We start from the raw sequence: 22,344 nt of genomic DNA on the forward strand, positions 1-22,344 counted from the left end.
GTTACCATGGCGGAGGACCGAGAACTGGCCACGGGATTGCACGAGTTGACGGCGCTCGTGCTGTCGACCACTGATCTGGCGGAGTCGTTGCGGCACATCGCGGAGATCACCTCCCTGCTGGTCCGCGGCGAGCCGATGACGGGCGTGTGGCTGGAAAGGCGCGGTCGGGTGACCACCGCCACCTCCTCACCGGCGCTCGCGGACCTGCTCGATCGAGGTCGGCGCGAGCAGGGGCGGGGGCCTGCCACGGAGTGCCCGCGTCGCGCGGAACCCTGCTACGTCAAGGATGTCAGCGAGGAGCTGAGCCAGGGGCCGTACCGCGCGAGGATGCTCGCGGACGGCGTGCACAGCATCTACTGCCACCCGTTGCGGTCCGATGGCGAGGTGGTCGGCTCGCTCAACCTGTACTCCCCGGTGCGGCAGGGGTTCGGTGTGCGGGAACGACAGGTGGTGCGGCTGACCGCGGCGCACGCGGGGGTGCTGCTGGCCGCGGCGGTGCAGGCCATCGATCAGGCGGAGTCGGCGGCGCAGCTGCGCGAGGCGCTGGCCTGCCGTGCGGTGATCGACCAGGCCATCGGTGTGGTCGTCGCCCAGCGGGGGTGCGATGCCGACACCGCGTTCGACCTGCTGCGCGCCGCCTCGCAGAACACCAACCGCAAGCTGGTCTCCATCGCGACCGCCATCATGGCCTCGGCCAGCGGCGGCCCGCCGAGGCCGGGGCGGTTCCGCGCGTAGCCGCGGCCGGTCGTCACTGGTAGGGCGTCCACCAGGACACCTTGTCCCCCGAGCGCAGCGTGCGCAGGCGCAGGCGCGACTGGTCGCGAACCTCGGGTGACTGGGGGACGTGCGTGAAGGCGAAGGTCGCCAGCGTCAACTCGCGCACCAGCCGGAGCACCTCGAAGCCCTCCCAGTCCGTGACGTCGTACCCGTAGAAGTCGGCCAGCTCCCGGTGCGCCGCGATCCCGCCCGGGAAGCGCAGGGCCGCCACCGCCGTGGGCACGAGGTCCCACTCCGCAGGGCCGTTGCACGTGGTGTCCAGGTCGCAGAGCACCGTGTTGGCCGGACCCGGGATGAGATTGGTCGGGTGCGCGTCGCCGTGGATGACCGTGCGGGGCAGGTGGTACCGCAGCCTGGCCAGACGCTGCTCGGCCTCGTCGCAGCGCGCCAGCAGCCAACCGAGGTGGTCGGCGTCGAGCCCCACCGCCTCGTCGATCTGGTGGCGCAGGGCGGTGATGGGGTCCCAGTCGGTCAACTCCGGGCTGGCGGGCACCTCGTGCAGTCTCCTGAGCAGTCTCGCCAGTTCACCGCGCCGCACGGGCCAGCCGCAGTTGGGCACGTGCTGCCAGAAGGTCACCGCGTACCTGCCTGTGCGGACTGGCTGGACAGCGGCCGTCTCAGCCAGTCGCACCGCGGGGATGTCGTGCGCGGCGAGCACTTGTGCCGCCCGCACGGCGGTGTCGGCCTCGTGCCGCAGTCCGGGGTGGAGGTGGACCTTGGCGACAACGTTGTCACGGCGTAGCAGGAAAACCGGGTTTCCCCAGGATTTCAGCGTGTGCGCGTTGGTGTGGTCGAGACCGGCCCGCGCGCACGCGGCGGCCAGGGTTTCCTGGGCCGTGGCCGCCGTGGCCGCCGTGGCCGCCGTGGCCGCCGTGGGGAGTGCGGTCTGCCTGTTGGAACTTGCCGTGCCGTGCATGAATGCGTCTTCCCTCGTGGTGGAGAAGGCGTCAGCCACGCTTCCGGACTGCCACCGTGCCTGCCGTACTCAGCGTCGGTGACCACTCTAGTCGCCGCAGTTCGGTCGCCCATCGGCCGACAAGGTGATGCTACCTCAGTTCTTGTCGCAGCCCGTCACCGCTTGCTGGTCGGGCGCGGGCGCGTACCACCGGAGAAGAGCACTTCGCTCCCGTTGACCACCAGTGCCCAGATCACGATCACGTTGAGTGCGATGATGAGCACCGACCACACCGGGGACACGGCGAGGAAGGCGAGTTGCACGATCGCGTTGACGGCGGCGACCAGCACCGCCACGACTCCGGCCCACAGGGCCCCGGTGAACAGCGCGCAGCCGGCCGCCGCGATCAGCACGCCGACCGCCAGGTGCACCCAACCCCACCCGGTGAGGTTGAGCACCAGCAGTTGGTCCGGGCTCACGACGTAGAACCGTTGCTGGAAGAGGGCGGCGAGTCCCTCCACGGCGTTGAAGGTTCCGGTGAGGACCATCATGACCGCCGCGAACCAGACCCAGCCGGCCCCGGGCGAGAACGGTCGCCGGTAGCTCGGGACGTTCTCGTGACGGGGTGAGTTCTCCTGCGTGTTCAAGGTGTACCTCCTCGGGTCTCGGCGGTGCTCGGCCGAGCACCGCACGGTCATCTCGGTGCCCGTGCCACGACCACGGGACAGGCGCAGCGATGCAGCATGGCCTGACTGGTGGATCCGAGCAGGAGACCGCTGAAGCCTCCCCGGCCACGCGAACCGATCACGACGAGTTGCGCCTGTCTTGACTGCTCCACCAGGGACCTGACCGCCTTGTCCTGCAACGTGACCATGCGGACCAGGGTGTCCGGATACTTGTCCTGCCAGCAGGCCAGCCGGTCGGTGAGCACGGTGCGGATCACCTCGTCGACCACCTCAGTGGCCGAGTTCTCCACGGTGTTGTGCCACCGGCTGTTGAGCAGGCACCTGGACCAGGCGTGCACGACGACCAGCGAGGTCGATCTGCGGGCCGCGCTGTCGAACGCGAACTCGATGGCGGCCTCGGCGTGGGCCCCGTCCACGCCAAGGACAACCGGGCCCCTGATGGGCGGGCGTGTGCGGGGCGCCGCCCAGCGCACCACGGCCACGGGGCAGTGGCCGTGGGCGATGAGGGACACCGTGAGCGCTCCGGGCAGCAGGCCGGTGATCCGGTTCGGGTTGCGCGCGCCCAGGACGACGAGTTCGGCGTGCTGTGAGGCCGCGATCAAGGTCTGGGTGACGTCCCCGCGCACCAGCGCGGTGTTCACCTCGACCCCCGGTGCCGCCTGGACTGCGCTTGCCACCGCTTCGTTGAGCCAGGCCAGGCACCGCGCGAACGCGATGTCGGTGTCGGCGGGAAGCGCTGGCAGACGTGGCGCATCGAGGTCGCTGCCCGGTCGCACGTGCACGATCGTCAGTTCCGCCCCGCGGCGAGCGGCCTCCGCGGCGGCCCACTCGACGGCGTGCCGGGCGATCACCGAACCATCGGTTCCGACGAGAACTCTTTTGGATGACGGGGATCCGATCATCGCGCCCACTCCGCTCCCGTGTTGGTCTCGTGCCAGCGCAGCATCGCCGGGATCGTTTGTGCAGAGGCGAAAGTCCATCCCACGCGGACAGGGAGCGGATGAGCACCCGTCACGTCATGCCAGGCACGTGCTCGCCGTGACCGCGGCGGCAGTTCTCTGCCGGGGAGAGAGGAAGTCCTGCCACACCGGGGCGCTGCGGGGGGCCTCAGCCCCTGGTGCGCAGATCGAGCCTGCGCCGCTGTTCGACCGCCCAGGCGGCGATCTGGGCTCGTGAGTTGAAACCGAGCTTGACCAGGATGTGTTCCACGTGCCCCTCCGCGGTGCGTGCGGCGATGCGCAGCGTCTCCGCGATGATCCGGTTCGGCAGGCCGCGGGAGACCAGTTCCGCCACCTGCCGCTCGCGCAGCGTCAGCGGGGCCCAGGGCGTCCCGGCCTGCTTGCGGGTGGGCAGGTGGGTGCTCTCGCCGTACAGCGCGCGGTCGAGCGCCTCCAACGGGGCGAGGCCGCCGGTGCTGGCGAGGCTCGCGGTGAACGCCGCCTCGCCCATGGCATCGCGCGCGGTGCCGATCGCGTTGTCGTGGTAGGAGAGGAAGCGTTCGGAACCGACCAGCGGGGACCGGGTCCGGGACTGCAACCTGTCCAGGGCGCCGAACAGGTGCACGGCCTCGGCGCAGCAGCCCTCGGACACCAGCAGCCAGGCCAGGAACTCGCCCACGACAGTGAGCCCGTGCAGGTCCCGCAGGGTTCGCTTGGCGTGCATGCTCTTGCGCAGCAGTGACGCGGAGCGGCCGTTGTCGCCCCTGCGCCAGTGCACGAACCCGAGCAACCCCGTGCCCCAGGAGCGCACGTACTCCTCCCTGCGCTCCGAGCCCATGTCCAGGCACAGGGCCGCCGCCGAGTCCGCGAGGTCGAGGTCATCGCTCATGCACGCCGCCAATCCCTGTAGCACCAGGGACATCGCGGCGATACCGTCGACGTTGGCCTGTCTGCTGTACACCTCCCACGCCTGCTTGCACAGCGTCGCGGCACTGCCGAGTTCGCCGCGGTACAGCGCCGATCGTCCGCTCATGTGCAGGCTGTCGGCGGACAGCCTGCGATCACCCAGGAAGCCCGCGATCACGCCGCACTCGGCGGCGTCGGTGGCCGAGCCCTGCTCGTCGCGCAGCTGGGCGTTGATCCAGCCGCGGACCCACAGCGCCCTGCCCCGGGCCAGGCTCGGCTCGGTGTCCAGCCGCAGCAACTCGTCCAGCCAGTACTTGCCCTCGGTGAGCCTGCCGAGCACCGTCCAGAGGAACCACAGCGATCCCGCCAACCGCAGTCCGTCCCGGGTGTACTCCCGGTCGGAGACGCACAACTGGAGGGCCAGCCTGATGTTCGGGTACTCGATGCGCACCCGGTCGTGCCACTCCCGCTGCATCGGGCCGAACCAGTCGGCCGCCGCTCGCTCGCACAACCGCGTGTACCAGTGCAGGTGCCGGGCGCGCAGCCCGCGCTGCTCCCCGGACGCGGAAAGCCTTTCCCCGCCGTGTCGGCGCACCTGGTGTGCCACGTGGAACCGCGTTCGCCCGGGTGCGTCCCCACGCTGCCTGCGGAGAACGGCCCGCTCCTCCAACCTGATGAGCAGCTCGGGCACGGCATCGCGTTCGATGCCGTCACCGGAGCAGACGTCCTGCGCCGCCTCGAGGTCGAAGCCCGGCGCGAAGACCGAGAGCCGGGACCAGAGCAGTTGTTCCGCCGGTGCGCACAGGTCGTAGCTCCACCCGATCGAGGCCCGTACCGCGGTGTGCTGCGCGGTCACGGCCCTGCCCTCGTTGGTGAACACGCGCAGTCGGCCGTTGAGGCGTTCGTTGAGCTGGCACAGCGACATCGTGCGCAGCCTCGCCGCGGCCATCTCGATGGCGAGCGGGACACCTTCGAGCTGCTGGCACACCTGGACCGCGTCGAAGACCTCGTCCGGGGTCAGCCCGGGGCCCACCAGCGCGCCGCCCGCCCGTTCGGTCAACAGCCGGGTCGACTCGTAGCCGAACAGCAGTTCGCGGTCCAGCACCTCGCGCTGCCGCAGGGCCTGCACACTGGGCAGTGACAGGGGCGGTACCCGAATCACCCGTTCGTCCTGTGCTTCCAGCGGCAGCCGTGCCGTGGCAACCACGCGCACGCCCGGGGCCGCGGCCAGCACGCGTTCCACGAGGTCGGCCGAGGAGCCGAGGAGGTTGTCGCACTGGTCCAGTACCAGCAGCGCCTGTTTGTCCGTCAGGTGGTCGCGCACCGCGTGCTCGACGCTGCCCAGTGACAGGTCACCGATGCCGAACGCGGTGGCCACCGCACACGCCAGCAACGCCGGATCGGTCAGGTTGGCGAGCTCGACCACCCAGACCCCGTCCCCGAAGGAGCGCTGCATGTTCTTGGCTACCCGTTGGGCCAACCTGGTCTTGCCTATCCCGCCCTCACCGACCAGTGTCAGCAGCCGACCGACGGAGAGTGCTCTCTTCGCTCTGGCGATCTCCTGCTTGCGTCCGACGAAACTCGACAGGGCGACGGGCTGGTTGCTGTGACGTGGTGCCTTGATCATGCAGTGTTCGCCGTTCGTGGGGTCGCTGAGTTCCGATTCTGTGAGGATCACTCGCCTCAATTGTGTCAAGGTTTTCCCTTGTCTGTGAACAGAAAGGCGTGGCGTGCCTGTGCCAAATGCCAGAACACGCCATGCTTGTGAGTGCGGGTCGTGGTGGCCAGTGGTGCGGCCTCTTGGGTTTGCTCTGCTTTCGGAGCAAGTTGGTGCGTGAACTCGTCTGGGCCGCCGGAGTTGGCGGCGCGGAGGCATTCCTCGGCGAAAGGAAGTGGCCAGCGAGCGATCACCGATGACCAGAGCTGCCCGCGGATCGGGAGTCCGTTCGGTGGGGCGGTAGCGCTTGGGGCCGCTGGTGTGGCCCCCTTCTGTCGGTGCTTGGCAGCAAGCAGACTGACCCGCGTGGACTTACTTCCAGGCTGGTTGTCATTCTTTCGCTGGAATGACAGTAATGCCTTCACCGCTGGCGGGACCGTGCCCGGAGGCGGCTGGTGAAGGATCTCGCAATCATCGGCATTGCCTGCCGATTTCCCGGCGCGGCCGACACCGGTGCTTACTGGGACCTCATCCGGGGGGCTCGGCACCAGTTCCGTGCCGTACCAGAGCGACGGTGGCGGCACGAGACCTTCTTCGACCCCGTCGACCGGCGTTCGCCGCACAAGGCGTACACCGACCGGGTCGCCTTTCTCGACGAGGTGGAGGAATTCGCGCCCGCGCACTACGGCATACCCCCGCGCCGGGCGGTGGCGATGGACCCGCAACACCGGCTCATGATCGACCTGGCCAGGCAGGCGCTGCAGGACGCGGGCTGGGAGCGCAACCGCTTCGACCGGGCCTCCACCGGGGTGTTCGTCGGGCTCAACTCCTCGGACTACCAGGACCTGGCGGCGACCAAGCTGCGGGCGCTGCAACTGGCCGACGGCTCACTGCACGGTGGCAGCCGCGACGCGGCCCTGGCCGCGGCGGTCGAGCGGGCCTCGGACGCCGCGATCGCCCCGCTACAGGCGTTCTCCCTGTCCGGGACGCTGATGAACATGGCGGCCTGCTCGGTCAGCTCCGCCTTCGACCTGGGCGGCCCCGCGCTGGCGGTTGACTCCGCCTGTTCCTCCGCGCTGATAGCGGTGCAGGAGGCCGCGCAGCACCTGCGGTCCGGCAGTTGCACCGTCGCGCTGGTCGGCGGTGTTTTCCTCAACCTCACCCCGGACGGGCTGGTGAGCCTGTGCCGGGTCGGCGCGGTGTCCGCCGCCGGTGTCTGCCGTCCCTTCGACGAACGGGCCGACGGGTTCGTGCTCGGTGAGGGCGGCGCGATGGTCGTGCTGCGGCCGTTGGCGGACGCCGTGCACGCGGGCGACCGCGTGTACGCGGTGATCAAGGGCATCGGGGCGTCCAACGACGGCCACGCCCAGGGCCCGATGACGCCGAGCGTGCGCGGGCAGCTGGCCGCGATCGAGTCCGCCCACGTGGACGCGGGCGTGTGCCCCACCACCGTGGGGCTGGTGGAGGCGCACGGCACGGGCACCGCCGTGGGCGACCGGGTCGAGATCGAGTCCCTGGTGGCCAGCCGCGCCGACGCCCGGCCGGGTGGCACGAGGACCTACCTGGGTTCGGTCAAGTCGCTGATCGGGCACACGATGGCGGCCTCGGGCATCGCGGGCCTGGTCAAGGCCGCGCTCGCGCTGCACCACGCGACGATACCGCCGCAGCCGCCCACCCAGCCGTGTGCCGCGTTGACCGGCGCCGGGCTGCGCATCCCGGACCGCCCACTGCACTGGCAGCACCCGGGTGCGCACCCCCGGCGGGCCGCGGTCAGCTCGTTCGGTTTCGGCGGCACCAACGCCCACGTCCTGCTGGAGGAGGCGCCTGCCGCACCGGTGTCCCAGCGCGAGCAGCCCCACCTGTTCCTGCTCTCCGCCGACAACCTCGCCCTGCTCGCCGAGCACGCCGACCGATTACGCGAACTGGTGGCCGCCGACGCCTCGCTGGCGGCTGGCCAGGTGGCCTACACGCTGGCGACCCGTGCCCTGCTCAGCGCCCGCCTGGCCTTCGTCGCGGCGGATCGGCAGCAGTTGCAGGACTGCCTCGGGCGCGCCGCCGCCGCACTGCGCGCGGGCGAGGAAGGGGAGCTGGCTCCCGGTGTGCTGGCCGCTCGCGCCCCGCTGGCCGAGCAGAGTCGCACCCTCGTGCTGGTCTTCCCGGGCCAGGGGACCCAGACCTTCGGCATGCTCGGCGATCTGGGACGACGGTTCAGCGCGTTCCGCCAGGTGGTCGACCGGCTCGACGCGCGGGTGCTGACCGTCGCGGGCGAGTCGGCGGCCGAACTGGTCTGGGACTCCCGCCGGACCGGCGCGGACTCGCCGGACGCGCTCGCGGACACCCGGTTGTGGCAGGCGGCACTGGGACTGGTCGGGGTGGCGGCGGCCGAACTGCTGGCCGTGTGCGGGGTTCGTGGCGACATGGCCGTGGGGCACAGCGTCGGTGAGTTCGGCGCCGCGGTCGCCGCGGGCGTGCTCGACGGCGAGGACGCGGTCGAGTTCCTGGTGCGGCGGGGCGCTGCCGTGTCGGCGACCGCGCCGCCCGGCACAGGGGGAATGCTTGCGCTGCAAGCCGATCAGGACCTGTTCGCCGAGCTGACCGAGGGCATCGGCGAGGTCTGGCCCGGCTGCTTCAACCACCCGTCCCAGGTCGTCGCCAGCGGCTCGGTGCCCGCGCTGCGTGCGCTCGCCGCGCGGTGCGACCAGCGCAGGGTCGCCGCCACCACACTGCCCGTGTCCCACGCGTTCCACTCCCCGCTGGTCGCCGAGGGGGACCGGCGGTTGACCGAGCTGATCGACCGGTTGCCGTTGCGCGCGCCCGAGCGTGCCTTCTTCTCCACCGTGAGCGGTACCCGCCTCACCCTGGTCGAGCAGGTGCGTCAGCAGTGGTCGAGGTCGGTCTCGGCACCGGTCCGCTTCAGCTCGGCCGTGTCGGCCGCCGAGGCCGCCGGGGGCCGGGTGTTCGTCCAGCCCTACGCCGGAACCGGGTTGCTGTCGATTGCCAGGCGGTCCCTCGCCGATCCCACGGCCTGCCACTTCGTCGGCACGGCGGGCGCCGCACCCGATGACGGGCGCAGCTTCCTGCTCGGCCTTGGCCGGTTGGCGGTCCTGGGCGTCCCGGTGGACGCCCGGCCCCTGTTCGAATCCGGTGAGCGGCACCTGGTGACCCTGCCGCCCTCACCGCTGGCCCAACGGCGCTACACGATCCGCTGCGGTCGGGGTGCCGGTGCGAACGCGGTCCCTGCGGTGCCCGTCGGCACCCCGTTGAGTTCCCCTGATCCCGAGGAGCCACAGATGCACGAGATGGTCGCCCTGCTGCGCGAGCAGTTGCGGGTGTTGCGCTGGGCGGGCGGTGCGGTGCCCGAGCCGAGGGCGGTGCCCGGGCAGGCCGTCGAGTCCGTGCCGGAACAGCCGACCGCACAACAGGTCAGGCCGCACCAGCCGCCGAGCGGCGAGCAGGCCGGGCAGGTACGCGCCCAGGTGCTCCAGGTGCTGGCCGAGATCAGTGCCTACCCGGTCGCACGGCTGGCGGAGGACCAGGCCCTCGGCGGCGATCTCGGCCTCGATTCGATCATGTTCGCCGACCTCGTGGCGGGCCTGCGGCGGCGGTGGCCGCAGTTGTCGCTGGACGAGGCGGTCCTCAACGGGGACACCACGGTCACCAGCCTGGTGCGCGCCGTGGTCGAGCAGGTCGGGGCCGCGGCACCCGCCGAGGTCGCGGTGCCCGTGAGCACCGAGATCGCGCTGCCCGCGAAGGCCGAGGTGGCCGTGCTCTCGCCCGAGCACACCGAGCTGACCGCCTTCCCCGAGGTGCGGGACAACCTCGACCGGATCGGGCTGATGGACCGGCTGGAGATCCGCAACCCCTACTTCCTGGTGCACGAGGGCAACGCCCGCGACCGCACCACCGTCGACGGCAGCGAGCTGATCTCCTTCGCCAGCTACAACTACCTCGGTCTGTCCGGCCACCCGGCGGTCAACGCCGCGGCCAAGGAGGCCATCGACCGCTACGGCTCCTCGGTCTCCGCGGCCCGGATGCTGTCCGGTGACCGCCCGCCGCACCGCGAACTGGACGCCGAGCTGGCCGGTCTGCTCGGCACCGAGGACGCGCTGACGCTGGTCAGCGGGCACGCCACCAACGTGACCCTGATCGGCCACCTGCTCGGCCCCGGCGACCTCATCGTGCACGACTCGCTCGCGCACGACAGCGTGTTGCAGGGGTGCCGGCTCTCCGGCGCCACCCGCAGGCCCTTCCCACACGCCGACCTCAACGCGCTGGACGCCATGCTCGTGCAGGTCCGCGACCGGTTCCGCCGGGTGCTCATCGTCGTCGAGGGCGTCTACAGCATGGACGGGGACATCGCCGACCTGCCCGAGCTGATCCGGATCAAGAAGCGGCACGGTGCGCTGCTGATGGTGGACGAGGCGCACAGCATCGGGGTGCTCGGCCGAGGCGGCGGCGGGGTGGGGGAGCACTTCGGGGTGGACCGGGACCAGGTCGACGTGTGGATGGGCACCCTGTCCAAGGCGTTCGCCAGCTGTGGCGGCTACATCGCGGGCGCTGGCCAGTTCATCGACTACCTGCGGTACACGCTGCCGGGCTTCGTCTACAGCGTGGGCATGACCCCGGCCAACACGGCCGCCGCGCTGGCCGCCATCCGCCAGCTGCGCGCCGAGCCCGACCGCATCGCCCGGCTGCACCAGCGGTCCGAACTGTTCCTCACCCTGGCCGTGCAGGCCGGCGTCCGCACCGGACGCAGCGCCGACACCCCGATCGTGCCTTGCCTGGTCGGTGACTCGCTGCGGTGCGTGCTGCTCGCCGACGCCCTGCGCGAGCGGGGCATCTGCGTCTGCCCGATCCTGCACCCCGCGGTGGAGGAGCACCAGGCGCGGCTGAGGTTCTTCGTGACCAGCGAGCACAGCCCCGAACAGATCGCCTACGTGGTCGACGCCCTTGCCGGCGAACTCGACCGGCTCGACCTGCCCCGCGAGTCCTTCGCGGTCTGCGAATGACCCACCCGAAAAAGACCCTACTTCTCTGTGACAGGTGACTTCCTTGGTAGAGCAAAACAACAGGACCACCGCGACCTTCATCGGGTCGCAGGCACTGCCCGACCACGTGCCACGAGGACTGCTCAGCGTGGTGGTGGCAAGGCCCAAGGTGGTGCTCCTGGTCAGCCTGTTGTTCATCGTGATCGCCGGTGTACTCGGTGTGGACGCGCTGTCCTCGCTCAAGGTCGGCGGATACGACCTGCCGGACTCGCAGTCCACTGTGGGCAGTCGGATCCTCGCGGACAAGTTCCCGGCGGCCAACCCGAACCTGGTCGTGTACGTGGAGAAGACCGGTGGTGGGCTTGAGGACCGCGACATCACCGACATCGGCCACGAGCTGACCGCCAAGCTGGCCAACGAACCCGGGGTCAACCTCGTGGCGTCCTACTGGGACACCCCGGTCGAGCAGTTGCGCAACCGAGGCAACTACGGCGCGCTCATCATGCTGCGGGTCAGCGGGGACGAGGACCAGAGCGCGAAGGTGGTACAGCGGCTGCACACCCGGTTCAGCCGGGCGGCCGGACCGGTCCGCGTCCAGTTCGGCGGGGTGACCCAGGCCAACAACGACATGAACGCCCAGGCCACCAAGGACCTGGCCACCGCGGAGTCCGTGGCGATCCCGCTGACCCTGGTGCTGCTGCTGATCGTGTTCGGCACCGTCGTCGCGGCGGGGCTCCCGCTGTTCATCGGGATCCTCTCGATCATCGGCACGCTCGGCGTGCTGCGGGCACTCGCGCTGTTCTACGACGTCTCGGTGTTCTCGGTGAACCTGGCCATCGCGCTGGGTCTGGGGCTCGCCGTGGACTACAGCCTGCTGTTCGTCTCCCGCTACCGCGAGGAGTTCGGCAGGCGGCCCGACACCACCTCCGCACTGGTGGTCACCATGCGCACCGCGGGCCGCACCATCGTGTTCAGCGGGGCCACGGTGGCCGTGGCCCTGTCCTGCCTGCTGGTGTTCCCGCAATACCTGCTGCGTTCCTTCGCCTACGCCGGGGTCGCGGTCGTGGCCGTGACTGTCGCGGGGGCACTGGTGGCGTTGCCCGCCCTGCTCGCCCTGCTCGGCAACCGCGTAAACCGGGGCCGACTGCCGTGGCGCCGGGCGGTGCATCTCGAGCCGGACGTGGGCTTCTGGGGCAAGGTGGCGGGCAAGGTGCTGCGTGCACCGCTGTCCTTCGGGGTTCCCGTACTGGCCGGACTGCTGTTGCTGAGCATCCCGATCTCGCACGTCCACTTCGGACTCGCCGACGAGCGGGTGCTGCCCACGACGGCGGAGAGCCGCCAGGTCGCCGACCAGCTGCGCGACCACTTCGCCACCGGCGGAATGGGCTCGCTCGCGGTCGTCGCCGAGAGTTGGCCCACCACCGCGCGCAGCACCAGCCAGGTCGCCGACTACGCCAGCGCGCTGTCCAGGGTGCCGGGGGTTCGCCGGGTGGACAGCGCGGCGGGTTCGTACGCGTACGGATCGCCCACCCCGGCCATGGCGCGCGACCTGCACCGCCTGGGGGACTCGACCTGGCTGTCGGTCGTCAGCGACGTCGAGCCCTACTCCTCGGCCGCCGCGAACATCGCCCGCGAGGTGCGGGCCGTACCGGTCCCCGGCGGTCATTCGGTGCTGGTCACCGGGCAACCCGCCCAGCTGGTCGACGTCAGCGACGAGGTGGCCGCCCGCGTGCCGCTCGCGCTCGGGCTGATCGCCCTGACCGCGCTGGCGCTGCTGCTCCTGCTCACCGGCAGCGTGCTGCTCTCCGTGGAGGCGCTGCTGATCAACCTGCTCACCATGGCCGCCGTGTTCGGCGTGCTGGTCTGGGTCTTCCAGGACGGACACCTCGCCAGCCTGCTCGGCTTCACCCCGACGACCATGTCGGTAGTGTTCCCCGTGCTGGTCTTCTGCGTCAGCTTCGGGCTGTCCATGGACTACCAGGTGTTCGTGCTCGCGCGGATCACCGAGCTGCACAACGAGGGGCTGCCCCTGCGCTCGGCGGTCGTCCTGGGGCTGTCCTCCAGCGGGCGGGTCATCAGCGCCGCCGCGGGTGTGCTGTGCGTGTCCTTCTTCGCCATGGTGACCTCTCAGGTGTCGTTCATCCAGTTCATCGGTCTGGGTGCCGCGCTGGCGGTCCTGCTGGACGCGCTGATCGTGCGGCCGGTACTGGTACCGGCACTGATGTCACTGGGCGGCCGGCTCAACTGGTGGGCTCCGGCGCCGGTGCGCGCACTGCACCGCCGGTTCGGCCCGCGTGAGAACTGACCAGGCGCGACAAGGAGCTCGGGTCACCGAAGTGACCCGAGCTCCTCGTGTCAGTGGCAGTGGCTGCTCAGCGGTGTGCTCAGACAGTCACGGGCCCGGGAACACCCGGGGTCCGCATCGCGACGCTGAAGTCAGCAGCGTTGTTGCCGGTGTTGGAGTGGCGCACCAGCGCCAGCGGGGCGTTCGAGGTCAGCGGGGTGGCCGGACGCCCCACGGTGAAGGGGGACAGCGGGGTGGTGCCCACCGAGTCGATCCTGACGTTCGACGGGGTGACCAGGGCGATGCCGGTCTGGTCGGTCAGCGGGATGGTCGTGGTGAAGTACTGGTCCACCACGCCGCCACTGTAGCCCTGAGCGTTGGCCACCACGTACACCTGGCCCGGCTGAAGCACCGTGCCCAGCGGGATGGTGGCCAGGTCGAAGATCTGCGAGAAGCTCGGCGCAGCCGAGATCTTGAAGTTGCTCAGGTCCTGGGCGACCAGGCTGATGTTCTTGATCTGGATGTACTGGTCCTGGGGTCCGGCCGGGCCCCTCGTAGCGAACTGGTCGATGACGAAGGTGAAGGAAGTCGTCGCCTTGACCGCGGTCGTTTCGGCCGCGTTGGCGACGGTGCCGGACAGCAGCGACACAGCAGCGACACCTGCCGCCACGATGGCAGCGAGGGAACGCATCATGGTCTTCTCCTAAACTGGTGCAAGTGGAAATATTTTGATCTTTTCGAGGCCCGCAATCGATTCTTCGAACCTCGGTGAATAGCTTGACCGTGAGACGTCGTCCGTATAAGTGGCCAAGGACTTGGCCCCTGAACGGATAGGCCTATCCCGTCCTGTCCTGCGGGTATTCCCAGGCGGTGGGCGCAGTGTGGTTCTGCGGCCGGGTGCTGAGTGGCGCCACTTTGTGCGCCTCGCGGAGCGCGGCGGCCGTGTCGGTCATCGTGCGGTACCTGCGCGACCAGTTCGCCGCGTATTCCAGGCGGGACAGCGGAACATCGAGAACCTGGCTGATCCAGTTCAGCCAGTGCCTCGTCGGAATCCGCTTGCCGCGTTCCCACCTCGACACGTCCGATCGGGTGATCGTATCCTGGCCCGAGGCCGCTGCCAGCGCTTCGGCGAGGCGGCGTTGGCTGAGGTTGTTCTCTTCTCGGCTGGACTTAATCAATTCAGAAATCAGCTCAAAGGTTTCTTTGGCCTCCACTTCCGGTTCTCCTGTCAGTGTGGTGCGGGGACCTGCTGTCGACGTTTTGTCGCAGGCAGGTTCGGTGCATCTGAGGGAAATTCGACGGCAATCGGCATATTAGGCCGTGCTGTATCCAAGATCATTCGGAGTGCTGTTCTAGTGGATGTGCCACCGCCGCCGGTTTCAGTGCCCGGCGGCGGTGTCAGTTGTTGACTTGAGCGCTCGTCGCATTCCTGGAATCGGGCCGACGAGTGCGTTGTCCACGCTAGCGCGTGTGGGGCGGGACGTCTGCCGCTGGCGGTGTCACACATCGGCGGGGCCGGTCGACCCGATCTGGTCGGCCGAATGGCCGCGCCCCGAACGGGCACCGCCCGCGCGCGGTGTGGCCGGCCGCGACCGCGGCCGGACCGGGCGGGGTCACTCGGTGCGCAGCCGTTCGGACGGGGTGTACCGCACGGACTGCGGCGGACAGGGCGGAGTCTGCTCCAGCCCGAGCATCCAGGCGATGGCGTGCTCGACTCGGTGGCCCGCGTGCCCGTCACCGAAGGGGTTGCCCGCGTAGACCATCGCCTGGCGGTCGGCGCTGTCCTGAAGCAGCCGCGAGACGTGGTCGGCCAGGCGCCGGTGCTCGGTGCCCACCAGCACCGAGCAGCCCGCCTCGACGGCCTCCACCCGTTCGGTGTTCTCCCGCAGCACGAGCACGGGCACGCCGAAGATCGGGGCCTCCTCCTGGACACCGCCCGAGTCGGTCAGCACCAGGCGCGCGGTCGACAGCAGACGGCAGAAGGCGTCGTAGGGCAGCGGGGCGGTCACGTGCACGCGGTCGGTGCCGAACAAGCCCGTCATGACCTGCTTGCGCAGTGCCGGGTGCGGGTGGATCGGCAGGACCACCTCGAGGTCCGGGTGCCGCTGCAACAACGTGGTCAGCGCGTTGAGCACCCCGGCCAACGGGGCGCCCCACGACTCCTGGCGGTGCACCGTGACCACCAGCAGGCGGCAGTTCCCGCAGCGGGCACGCCACTCCACGGCCTCCAGCCGGGGATCGGTGAACGCCACCGGCCGCCCGCTCACCCGGATGGCCGCGTCCACCGCGGTGCTGCCGACCGTGAGCACGCCCGAGCCACCCAGTCCCTCCGAGCGCAGGTTCTCCGCCGCCCGCGAGGTGGGCGCCAGGTGCAGGGTGCTCACCTGGGCCACGAGCCTGCGCGTGGTCTCCTCGGGGAAGGGCGCCCGCACGTTGTGGCTGCGCAGGCCCGCTTCCAGGTGCACCACCGGGATGCCGCGCCAGAACGCGGCCAGGGCCGTGGCCAGCGCGGTGGTCGTGTCGCCCTGCGCGACCACCGCCGCGGGCCTGCGCAGCATCAGGTGTTCGTCCAGCAGGCGCACCATCCCGCTGAGCTGCTCGGCGTGGCTCGCCTGCCCCGTGCAGCCCTGGTCGTTGCGCAGCCTCAGGTCCGGCCGCAGCGCGAAGGAGCCGAGGGCCTGCTCGAACATCGAGTCGTGCTGACCGGAGTCCACCAGCACGGGACGCATCCTCGCCCGTCGGTGCATCCAGTCCACGACCGGTGCCAGCTTGATCGCCTCGGCGCGGCTGCCGCCCACCAGGTGCACCTCCGGGCCCGTTGTGTCAGGCAGCAGCGTTCCGCTGTGCGCCTGACCGTTGACGGACCCGTTTCCCCACTGGGGGTATTCCATCTAGCGCTCCCGCTCGGTACTCACTGTGCTGTTGGTGTATCGCGGTGTTGGTCGTGCCTGTCGGCAGCGGTGCTCGCACGGGGCCAGCGCGAGCCGGAGCAGCCGGTTGACGGCCGCCCGGTCAGTACCGCTGCCGCGACAGGGTGGGGCGTTGCGCTGACAGGACCGGTTCGGCCTGCGGGAAGGCCAGTCCCGAACGGCGGTCGTCAGGTCGACGAGCAGTGGGCCCGCGGCCGCGCAGATCATGACGAGGAAGGCGAACATGCAGCAGGCGGCGTCCACTACTGCGTGCAGCCCAGCGCCGCCGACCGCAGCGCCGCGATCACGGCAGCCCACGGCGGCAGCTCACGGCCGCTGACCGGTGAGGTGGACCAGCGCACCTCGGAGCCGTTGACCCTGGTCGGCGGCAGCGGGACGAAGGTGGACCGCTGGTGGAAGCGCGCCCCGATACGGCCGAGCTCGACGATCGTGCGGTGGCGCAGGGCCTGTGCGGGTCCGGTGAGGAACAGCCAGTCCGGTCCTGTCGTGCCGCTTCCCGTCGGCAGCAACAGCACCGGTCCGGCCAGCATCCGCAGGCACAGCACTCGCTGGGTCCGCACGCCGAGTTCGGCGGGGACCGTGATCGCGTCCAGATCCGCGTGCAGCGCGAGCATGAGAGCGCCGTTCGACGGGTCGACGCACGCCGGCCACGAGTAGATGCGTTGGTAGGCCAGTGCTCTGGCCTCCATGCGTTCCACGGTCTTGTGCAAGGTGGCGGCAGCGTCGGACATCTTGGTTCACCTCTTCCTTGGTCTGGGTGCTGGGGCGCGGTGAGGCCGGGGGATTCGCTCAACGTCCCGACCCCACCGCGGCCGCAGTGCCGGACGGCGGCGACCGGCACGGGAACGGGGAAACGGCCGTGCCGCCGTCCGACCGCGCTGGTGCCGTCTTCCAGGGAGGGGAGAAGGGCACACGGCACCAGAAGCGGTGGGGATGGTCACCCGGCGCTGCGCCGAGCGTGTGAACGGACTGGGGCGAGTTGTCGCACGCCTTCGGGCCAGCACTCGAAGAGGTGTTGTTCGCACGAAGTCCGGTGGAGGAGCTCTGTGCAGTGTGCGGATCGTGTCCAAGCAGAAGTATGTACCGCTCGAACGGAAGCGTACATACGCCACAACGGTAGTCGGATCCCTGCGCCGAATGCTGATGCCCTGGCGGAACTCCTCCGGCGCAGTGCCGGCCCGGATCGCGCACGGGTAGTGCATTCGTGTGGACTCCGAATGGTCGTCGGCCGGCGGGAGGACAACCGGTTGTGCCGCACTCGGGCGGGTTAGCGTGAGGCGTGAACGCTGAAGAACAACGTCACGAATCACACGTACTGCTGCCCGATCGGCTCAGAACTCACGCCCTGGTCACCGTTGCGCTGTGCGCGGGAGTGGTGGTGGCCCTGGGGGTACTGCTGCACGGTGGCAGTGAGCCCGATCGGGTGGACGACCTGGTTTCGCGGTTGTTGCGGGGAAGCGTGGTGGACAACAACCCGCTGCTGGGTTGGGTGGCTCGAATGGCGGACCCGGTCCCGTTCGCCATGGTGGTCGGTGGTCTCACCCTGGGCGGGCTGCTCAGCGGTAATCCGAGGATGGCTCAACTCTCGCTCGTTGGGCCGATCGCGGCGGTGCTGCTGACCGAGCTGGTGGTCAAGCCCGTCGTGGGGCGGACCCTTGGCGGCTCACTGGCCTTTCCCAGTGGTCACACCTCGGCCACCGCCTCGGTGTGCGCTGTGGTCGCGGTTCTGCTGCTGGACACGTCGAGGAGGTACCCGCGTGTGCTCAGGGTGTTGCTGCTGTGCGGGGTTCTCGCGCAGTGCGCCACGATGGCGCTCGCGCTGGTCGCCACCCACCAGCACTACGCCACCGACATCGGCGGCGGCTTCGCGCTCGCCCTCGCGAGCGTGCTCGGTGCGGCCCTGGTGATCGACAAGCTCAACGCCCGTCGCCGGGGTGGTCCGCCCCGGGGTGGGGGAGCGCCCCCCGTGCTGGTCGCCCGCGGGTCGTTGCAGGCGTTGCAGGACCACGGGGGCACGCGGGTGATGCGCACCGCCGCGTGAGGGAACCTGGTTTTCCTTTGTGCTGCCAATCAATTGTCGGAGGGGCCGGTCGATTGGCCTCTGTGTGATTTTTGATCTGTTCGTTAGGGTTGAATTGTTCGTTCAGAACACTGAATCCTCGCTCCTCGCCGTTTACTCGGCCGGGGATTCAGGTGCGGGTGACCCGGTTCTCGTGGCCCCGCGGCCGTTCGGGTCCTTCGCAATTCTTTGGTCACAAACAAGATTAGGAGATGCGTGATGGCTAACGTGGGTTCTCTTCGGTTCGACATCGCTGACCTGCCCATGGACGTCTTCGAGCTCGCCGACCGCGGGCTCACCGTCGAGTCCCTGACCGTCGGTCACGGCATGGCGGAGAACGGCGCCTCGGACTCCTCGGGTTTCTGCTCCGGGTTCTGCGGTGGCGGTAGCAGCAGCAGTAGCTGCAGCTGCGGTGGCGGCGGCTTCTGCGGTGGCGGCGGCTCCTGTTCCTGCGGCGGCTCCTGCTCGCACTAGTAGTGAAACGGCCTGTGGGCACGGGCGCATTCTGCGCGCCCGTGCCCACAGGCGCTAGGTGCCCCAAAGCGACTTCGAGGGATGGTGCGGTGGTACTGGCAGCTGGTCCGAGGAACGACAGCGGCAACAGCGAAGCGGCAGGGGGCGCGTACCGGGTGGAGAGCCCGGTGGTGGCGAGGGTCGCCGGGCTGCCCGCCTCGGTGTTGGCGCCCCTGCGGATGGATGCCTCCTGGGCGCTCGTCGAGCAGTTGCTCGGCGCGGACGCGGCACTGGAACGCGAGGGCAGCGACCTTGGCCAGGCGTTGTTCGACCACATCGGTGCGCTGTCAACGGATCCGGTGAAGCCGAGGCTGGTCGCGCTGCGGCGGGCCGTGCACAACCGGCGAACACCCGGCGAGCGGGAGTGGAACGAGGAGATCGCCGCCGCGCTGCCCGGGGAACTCGCCAAGGCCGTGCACCAGTGGCTGGGGCAGTTGGGTGGACGACAGCGGCTGCTCGTCCAGCTGAGGTCGGTCCTGAACTCGGAATACCAGGACAAGGTGCCCGAACTGCGCGCCGCCGTGGCACACCCGATGTTCCAGCACGCGCTGTTGCACGCCAGCCCCGCCCTGTTCGACGAGGTGCGCAAGTGGCTCGCCGACGGGCGCCGGTCCCTGCGCAGGCGGACACTGGTCGGACTGGCCAGGTTCCTGTCCCGCGCGGCGGCCAAGACCAGCCCGTTCAGCACCTTCACCTACTGTGCGCTGGGCACCTGGACCGAGGTCGGTCCGGCGGTGCGCTTCCGGGGCGACCTGGACGTGCGCGGGGTCGTCGAGCTGGACCGCAGGGTGCTGGGTCGCGTGGTGCGGGCGCTGGAGCGCCGGCCTGGGCTCCGCGCGGAGCTGCCCGTCCGTCTCAACCCCAGTGCGACGGTCGCCGGCAAGGCGGTGACCTTCCTCGGCCCCTGGCCCGAGGAGCCCATCCTCAGCCTCCCGTTGTCCCCGGCGCTGTCCGAGTGCATGCGCGTCGCGTCTGCCGCGCCCGGCACCCTCGCGCAGCTCAGCGCGCGGTTGTCCGAGGAACTGGCCGCCGATCCCGCGGACCTGCTCGGCTACCTGGACAAGCTGGTCGAGTGCGGGCTGCTGAACACCTCACCGGCCGTGCCGGACCAGTCCAGCGACCCGCTCGACGGCCTGCTGCGCTGGCTGGAGTCCATCCCGCCCGTGGACGAGGGCCACTCGGCGGCCATCGCGCTGATCGGTGACCTGCGCAGGATCCTCGACCACGGGGTGGAGACCGGCGACATCGCGGCGGGCCTCGCACGGCGGGACGGCGCCGCCCGGGCGATGGCGGGCCTGGAGACCGCGCTGGACCTGCCCAGCACGCCGCCGGAGTTGCTGCGCAAGCGGACCTTCCACGAGACCGCGATGTTCACCAACGCCCGCGTGCAGTGCTCACTGGCCAGTTGGCGTCCCGCGCTCGACGACCTGAACGTGGTCCGGAGCTGGCTGGCGGTGCACGACTGGCTGCTGCCGACCAGGCTGGCGCTGGGTACCTACGTGCGTAGGCGTTTCGGCGCGGGCGCGAGCGTGCCGTTCCCGATGCTGCACCGGGCCGTGCAAAAGGACCTGGCGCTGCCCGAGTCGCAGTGCCCGCCGTGGCTGGCCGCCACCAGGCCGTTCCTGCGGCCGAGCACACCGGTGTGGCCGCACGAGCTGGAGCAGTCCACGGTGCCCAGGATCGCCGAGCTGTACCAGCTGCGCCTGGACTCGGCGCGCACCGTGCTCGCGGTCCCCGAGCACGACGGGGTACTCCGGGTGGACCCGCGCGAGCTCGCCGACCTCGCCGGGTCCTGGCCCTCCTGGGTGCGGCCCACCGCTTCGATCGCCTGCTACCTGCAACCATTCCTGGTCGAGGACGACCTGCGCGTGGTGGTCAACATGGTTGCCGGGGGATACGGCCGGGGCCGTGCCCGCTGGCTGCGGCTGGCCGCGCAGTCCGGTTCGGTGGTGCCGGAGTGGCAGTACCGGACCTCCACCGCGCCCGACCTGGCCGTGGCCGAGCTGTCGGGCACCTTCGACGCCTCGGTCAACCTGCGCACCCCGCTGGCACCCCTGGAGGTGGACTACCCCTTCACCGCCAGCGATCGCCCTGCGGCCCAACGCATCCCGCTGTGCGAGCTGGTCGTCGTCCACGAGCCCGACGCCGACCTGCTCGACCTGGTGGACCCGCGCAGGGGGATCCGCGTGCGCCCGGCACACCTGGGCATGATGGGCGACCCGCTGCTGCCGCCCGCGATCCGGCTGCTGCTGACCGCGTTCGGCCCCTCGCACCTGGTGAATCCCTCGGCGCCCACGGTCTACCCGTTGGAGGAGCAGGAGAACGAGACGGAGGTCTACCGGCTGCCCCGGGTGGAGGTGGGACGCGTGGTGCTGCAACGCACCCGCTGGATCGTCGCGGCCGCAAGCGTTCCCGCGCGCGAGAACGGCGGGGACGAGGCCGACCACCTGCTCCGGCTGGCCGGATGGCTCCGGTCGCACGGCATCCCCGACCGCTGCTACGTGCGCGTGCTGGAACCCGAAGGGGAGTGGGCCGACCAGTTGTTCGCCAAGTCGCGCAAGCCCGTCTTCGTGGACTTCGCCAACCCCTTCCTGCTGCTCACCTTCGAACACCTGCTGGCCGATCGCACCGGACAGGTCGTGTTCGAGGAACCCCTGCCGGTACCGGAGCTGGGCTGCTGCCCCGATCCCGCAACCCCTTCGGTCACCGAGTTCATCGTCGAACTGTCCACGAATGAGGGCTGAATGAACCTGGACAACTGGGTCAGTGCGCACGTGTTCCACCACGGGGACCTGGACTCGGTGCTGGTGCGCCTGATCGCTCCGCTGGCCGAGGACCTGCAACGGCGCAGGCTCGCGCACCGCTACTTCTTCCTGCGCTACTGGGACGGCGGCCCGCACATCCGCTTCCGCGTGCTGCCCACCTCGGCCAGGCGCGCGGAGTTGGTGCGCAGGTGCGTCGCCAGGGCCTGTGCCGACTACCTGCGCGACCACCCCTCCCAGCAGCAGATGAGCGCGGAGCAGTACGAACAGTCCTCGTCCTACCTCTCCCAGTTGGAGTCCACCACCCCGCTTCCGGTGATGTTCCCGAACAACTCCGTGGAGTTCATCCCCTACGTGCGCGAGGAGCACCGCTTCGGCGCGGGGCGTTCGATCCACGCGGTGGAGAAGCACTTCGACGTGTCCAGCCGGGTGACCCTGGAACTGCTGGGTTCGAGTCCCTCCACCGAACAGCGCGACACGGCGGCCTTCGCTCTGCTCGTGCTGACCTGGCTGCTGTGCGGGGTCGAGACCCAAGTGTCCACAGTGGAGGCGGATCCCGCCGCGTGGTCCCACCTGCCCGGCTGGGACGAGCAGACGCACGTCGCCTTCGACCGGCACTACGGGGAACAGCGGGCCAGGTTGCTGGCAGTGGTCCAGCAGATGCGGCTGACCGCCTCGACCATGGAGCGGCTGCCGAGGTCGGGCGCGGTCACCCGGTGGGCGCTGTCGGTGGCCAAGACGCGCGAGGTGCTGGTCGAGGAGATCGCCCACGAGCGGTTCACCCCGGTCGGGCCGGCCGGTGAGCTGGGGCCCTCCCACGGCGCGCTCACCGTGCTCGACCAGTGCGCACACCTGATGTGCAACCGGCTCGGGGTGACGCTCGGCGGTGAGAGCGCACTGCGCTACCTCGCCTCGCGCGCGGTGTCCGACTTCGTGAAGGAGAGCTGAA

15 protein-coding genes are annotated in these 22,344 nt (G+C 70.2%); 7 read left to right on the plus strand and 8 right to left on the minus strand.

Features of this window, described 5'->3' with window-relative positions; all coding sequences use genetic code 11:
- Positions 1-6 precede the first annotated feature (6 nt).
- Positions 7-735, plus strand: a complete 729-nt coding sequence (locus KALB_RS17760) for a GAF and ANTAR domain-containing protein (protein ID WP_025357064.1) — start codon at positions 7-9, stop codon at positions 733-735.
- A gap of 13 nt (positions 736-748) precedes the next feature.
- Here KALB_RS17760 and KALB_RS17765 read toward each other — a convergent pair whose 3' ends face one another.
- The 4 genes from KALB_RS17765 to KALB_RS17780 all read right to left on the minus strand — a co-directional run bounded on the left by KALB_RS17765 (position 749) and on the right by KALB_RS17780 (position 5,880).
- Positions 749-1,693 (minus strand): phosphotransferase enzyme family protein, encoded by a 945-nt coding sequence (locus KALB_RS17765; RefSeq protein ID WP_025357065.1) that lies wholly within the window; start codon positions 1,691-1,693, stop codon positions 749-751.
- Positions 1,694-1,848: 155 nt separating this feature from the next.
- On the minus strand, positions 1,849-2,319 hold the full coding sequence (locus KALB_RS17770; RefSeq protein WP_025357066.1) for a DUF7144 family membrane protein: 471 nt from the start codon (positions 2,317-2,319) through the stop codon (positions 1,849-1,851).
- A gap of 47 nt (positions 2,320-2,366) precedes the next feature.
- The gene (locus KALB_RS17775) at positions 2,367-3,338 is read right to left on the minus strand and encodes a universal stress protein (protein WP_081789375.1); all 972 of its coding nucleotides are present in this window, start codon (positions 3,336-3,338) and stop codon (positions 2,367-2,369) included.
- 127 nt (positions 3,339-3,465) lie between these two features.
- Entirely contained in the window at positions 3,466-5,880 is a 2,415-nt protein-coding gene (locus KALB_RS17780; RefSeq protein WP_025357068.1) for an ATP-binding protein, read from the minus strand.
- Between the two features lie 434 nt (positions 5,881-6,314).
- On the opposite strand from KALB_RS17780, the gene KALB_RS17785 reads away from it, so the two are divergent.
- Entirely contained in the window at positions 6,315-10,868 is a 4,554-nt protein-coding gene (locus tag KALB_RS17785) for a type I polyketide synthase (protein WP_025357069.1), read from the plus strand.
- A gap of 43 nt (positions 10,869-10,911) precedes the next feature.
- Positions 10,912-13,152, plus strand: a complete 2,241-nt coding sequence (locus KALB_RS17790; protein ID WP_158510758.1) for an MMPL family transporter — start codon at positions 10,912-10,914, stop codon at positions 13,150-13,152.
- Positions 13,153-13,231: 79 nt separating this feature from the next.
- Here the strand turns inward: KALB_RS17790 and KALB_RS17795 are convergent, their stop codons facing one another.
- From KALB_RS17795 to KALB_RS17810, 4 genes are all read right to left on the minus strand, one after another.
- Positions 13,232-13,825: a lamin tail domain-containing protein gene (locus KALB_RS17795; protein ID WP_081789376.1), complete on the minus strand. Its 594-nt coding sequence runs from the start codon at positions 13,823-13,825 to the stop codon at positions 13,232-13,234.
- Between the two features lie 142 nt (positions 13,826-13,967).
- Entirely contained in the window at positions 13,968-14,345 is a 378-nt protein-coding gene (locus KALB_RS17800; protein ID WP_025357072.1) for a helix-turn-helix domain-containing protein, read from the minus strand.
- A 399-nt stretch (positions 14,346-14,744) separates the two neighbouring features.
- Positions 14,745-16,022: a non-hydrolyzing UDP-N-acetylglucosamine 2-epimerase gene (gene wecB / locus KALB_RS17805; RefSeq protein WP_025357073.1), complete on the minus strand. Its 1,278-nt coding sequence runs from the start codon at positions 16,020-16,022 to the stop codon at positions 14,745-14,747.
- A gap of 281 nt (positions 16,023-16,303) precedes the next feature.
- Positions 16,304-16,792 carry a bifunctional DNA primase/polymerase gene (locus KALB_RS17810; RefSeq protein ID WP_025357074.1) on the minus strand — a complete coding sequence of 163 codons (489 nt, stop codon included), beginning with the start codon at positions 16,790-16,792 and terminating at the stop codon, positions 16,304-16,306.
- A gap of 548 nt (positions 16,793-17,340) precedes the next feature.
- On the opposite strand from KALB_RS17810, the gene KALB_RS43985 reads away from it, so the two are divergent.
- From KALB_RS43985 to KALB_RS17830, 4 genes are all read left to right on the plus strand, one after another.
- A complete protein-coding gene (locus KALB_RS43985) occupies positions 17,341-18,102 on the plus strand; it encodes a phosphatase PAP2 family protein (protein ID WP_148309504.1) in 762 nt (253 codons plus the stop codon).
- A gap of 246 nt (positions 18,103-18,348) precedes the next feature.
- A complete protein-coding gene (locus KALB_RS17820) occupies positions 18,349-18,594 on the plus strand; it encodes a thiomuracin/GE37468 family thiazolyl RiPP peptide (protein WP_201771931.1) in 246 nt (81 codons plus the stop codon).
- A gap of 167 nt (positions 18,595-18,761) precedes the next feature.
- On the plus strand, positions 18,762-21,377 hold the full coding sequence (locus tag KALB_RS17825) for a lantibiotic dehydratase (RefSeq protein ID WP_025357076.1): 2,616 nt from the start codon (positions 18,762-18,764) through the stop codon (positions 21,375-21,377).
- On the plus strand, positions 21,378-22,343 hold the full coding sequence (locus KALB_RS17830) for a lantibiotic dehydratase C-terminal domain-containing protein (protein ID WP_025357077.1): 966 nt from the start codon (positions 21,378-21,380) through the stop codon (positions 22,341-22,343).
- Position 22,344 lies beyond the last annotated feature (1 nt).

The sequence above is a fragment of the Kutzneria viridogrisea DSM 43870 genome, from assembly GCF_000525635.1.
Taxonomy (GTDB): domain Bacteria; phylum Actinomycetota; class Actinomycetes; order Mycobacteriales; family Pseudonocardiaceae; genus Kutzneria; species Kutzneria viridogrisea.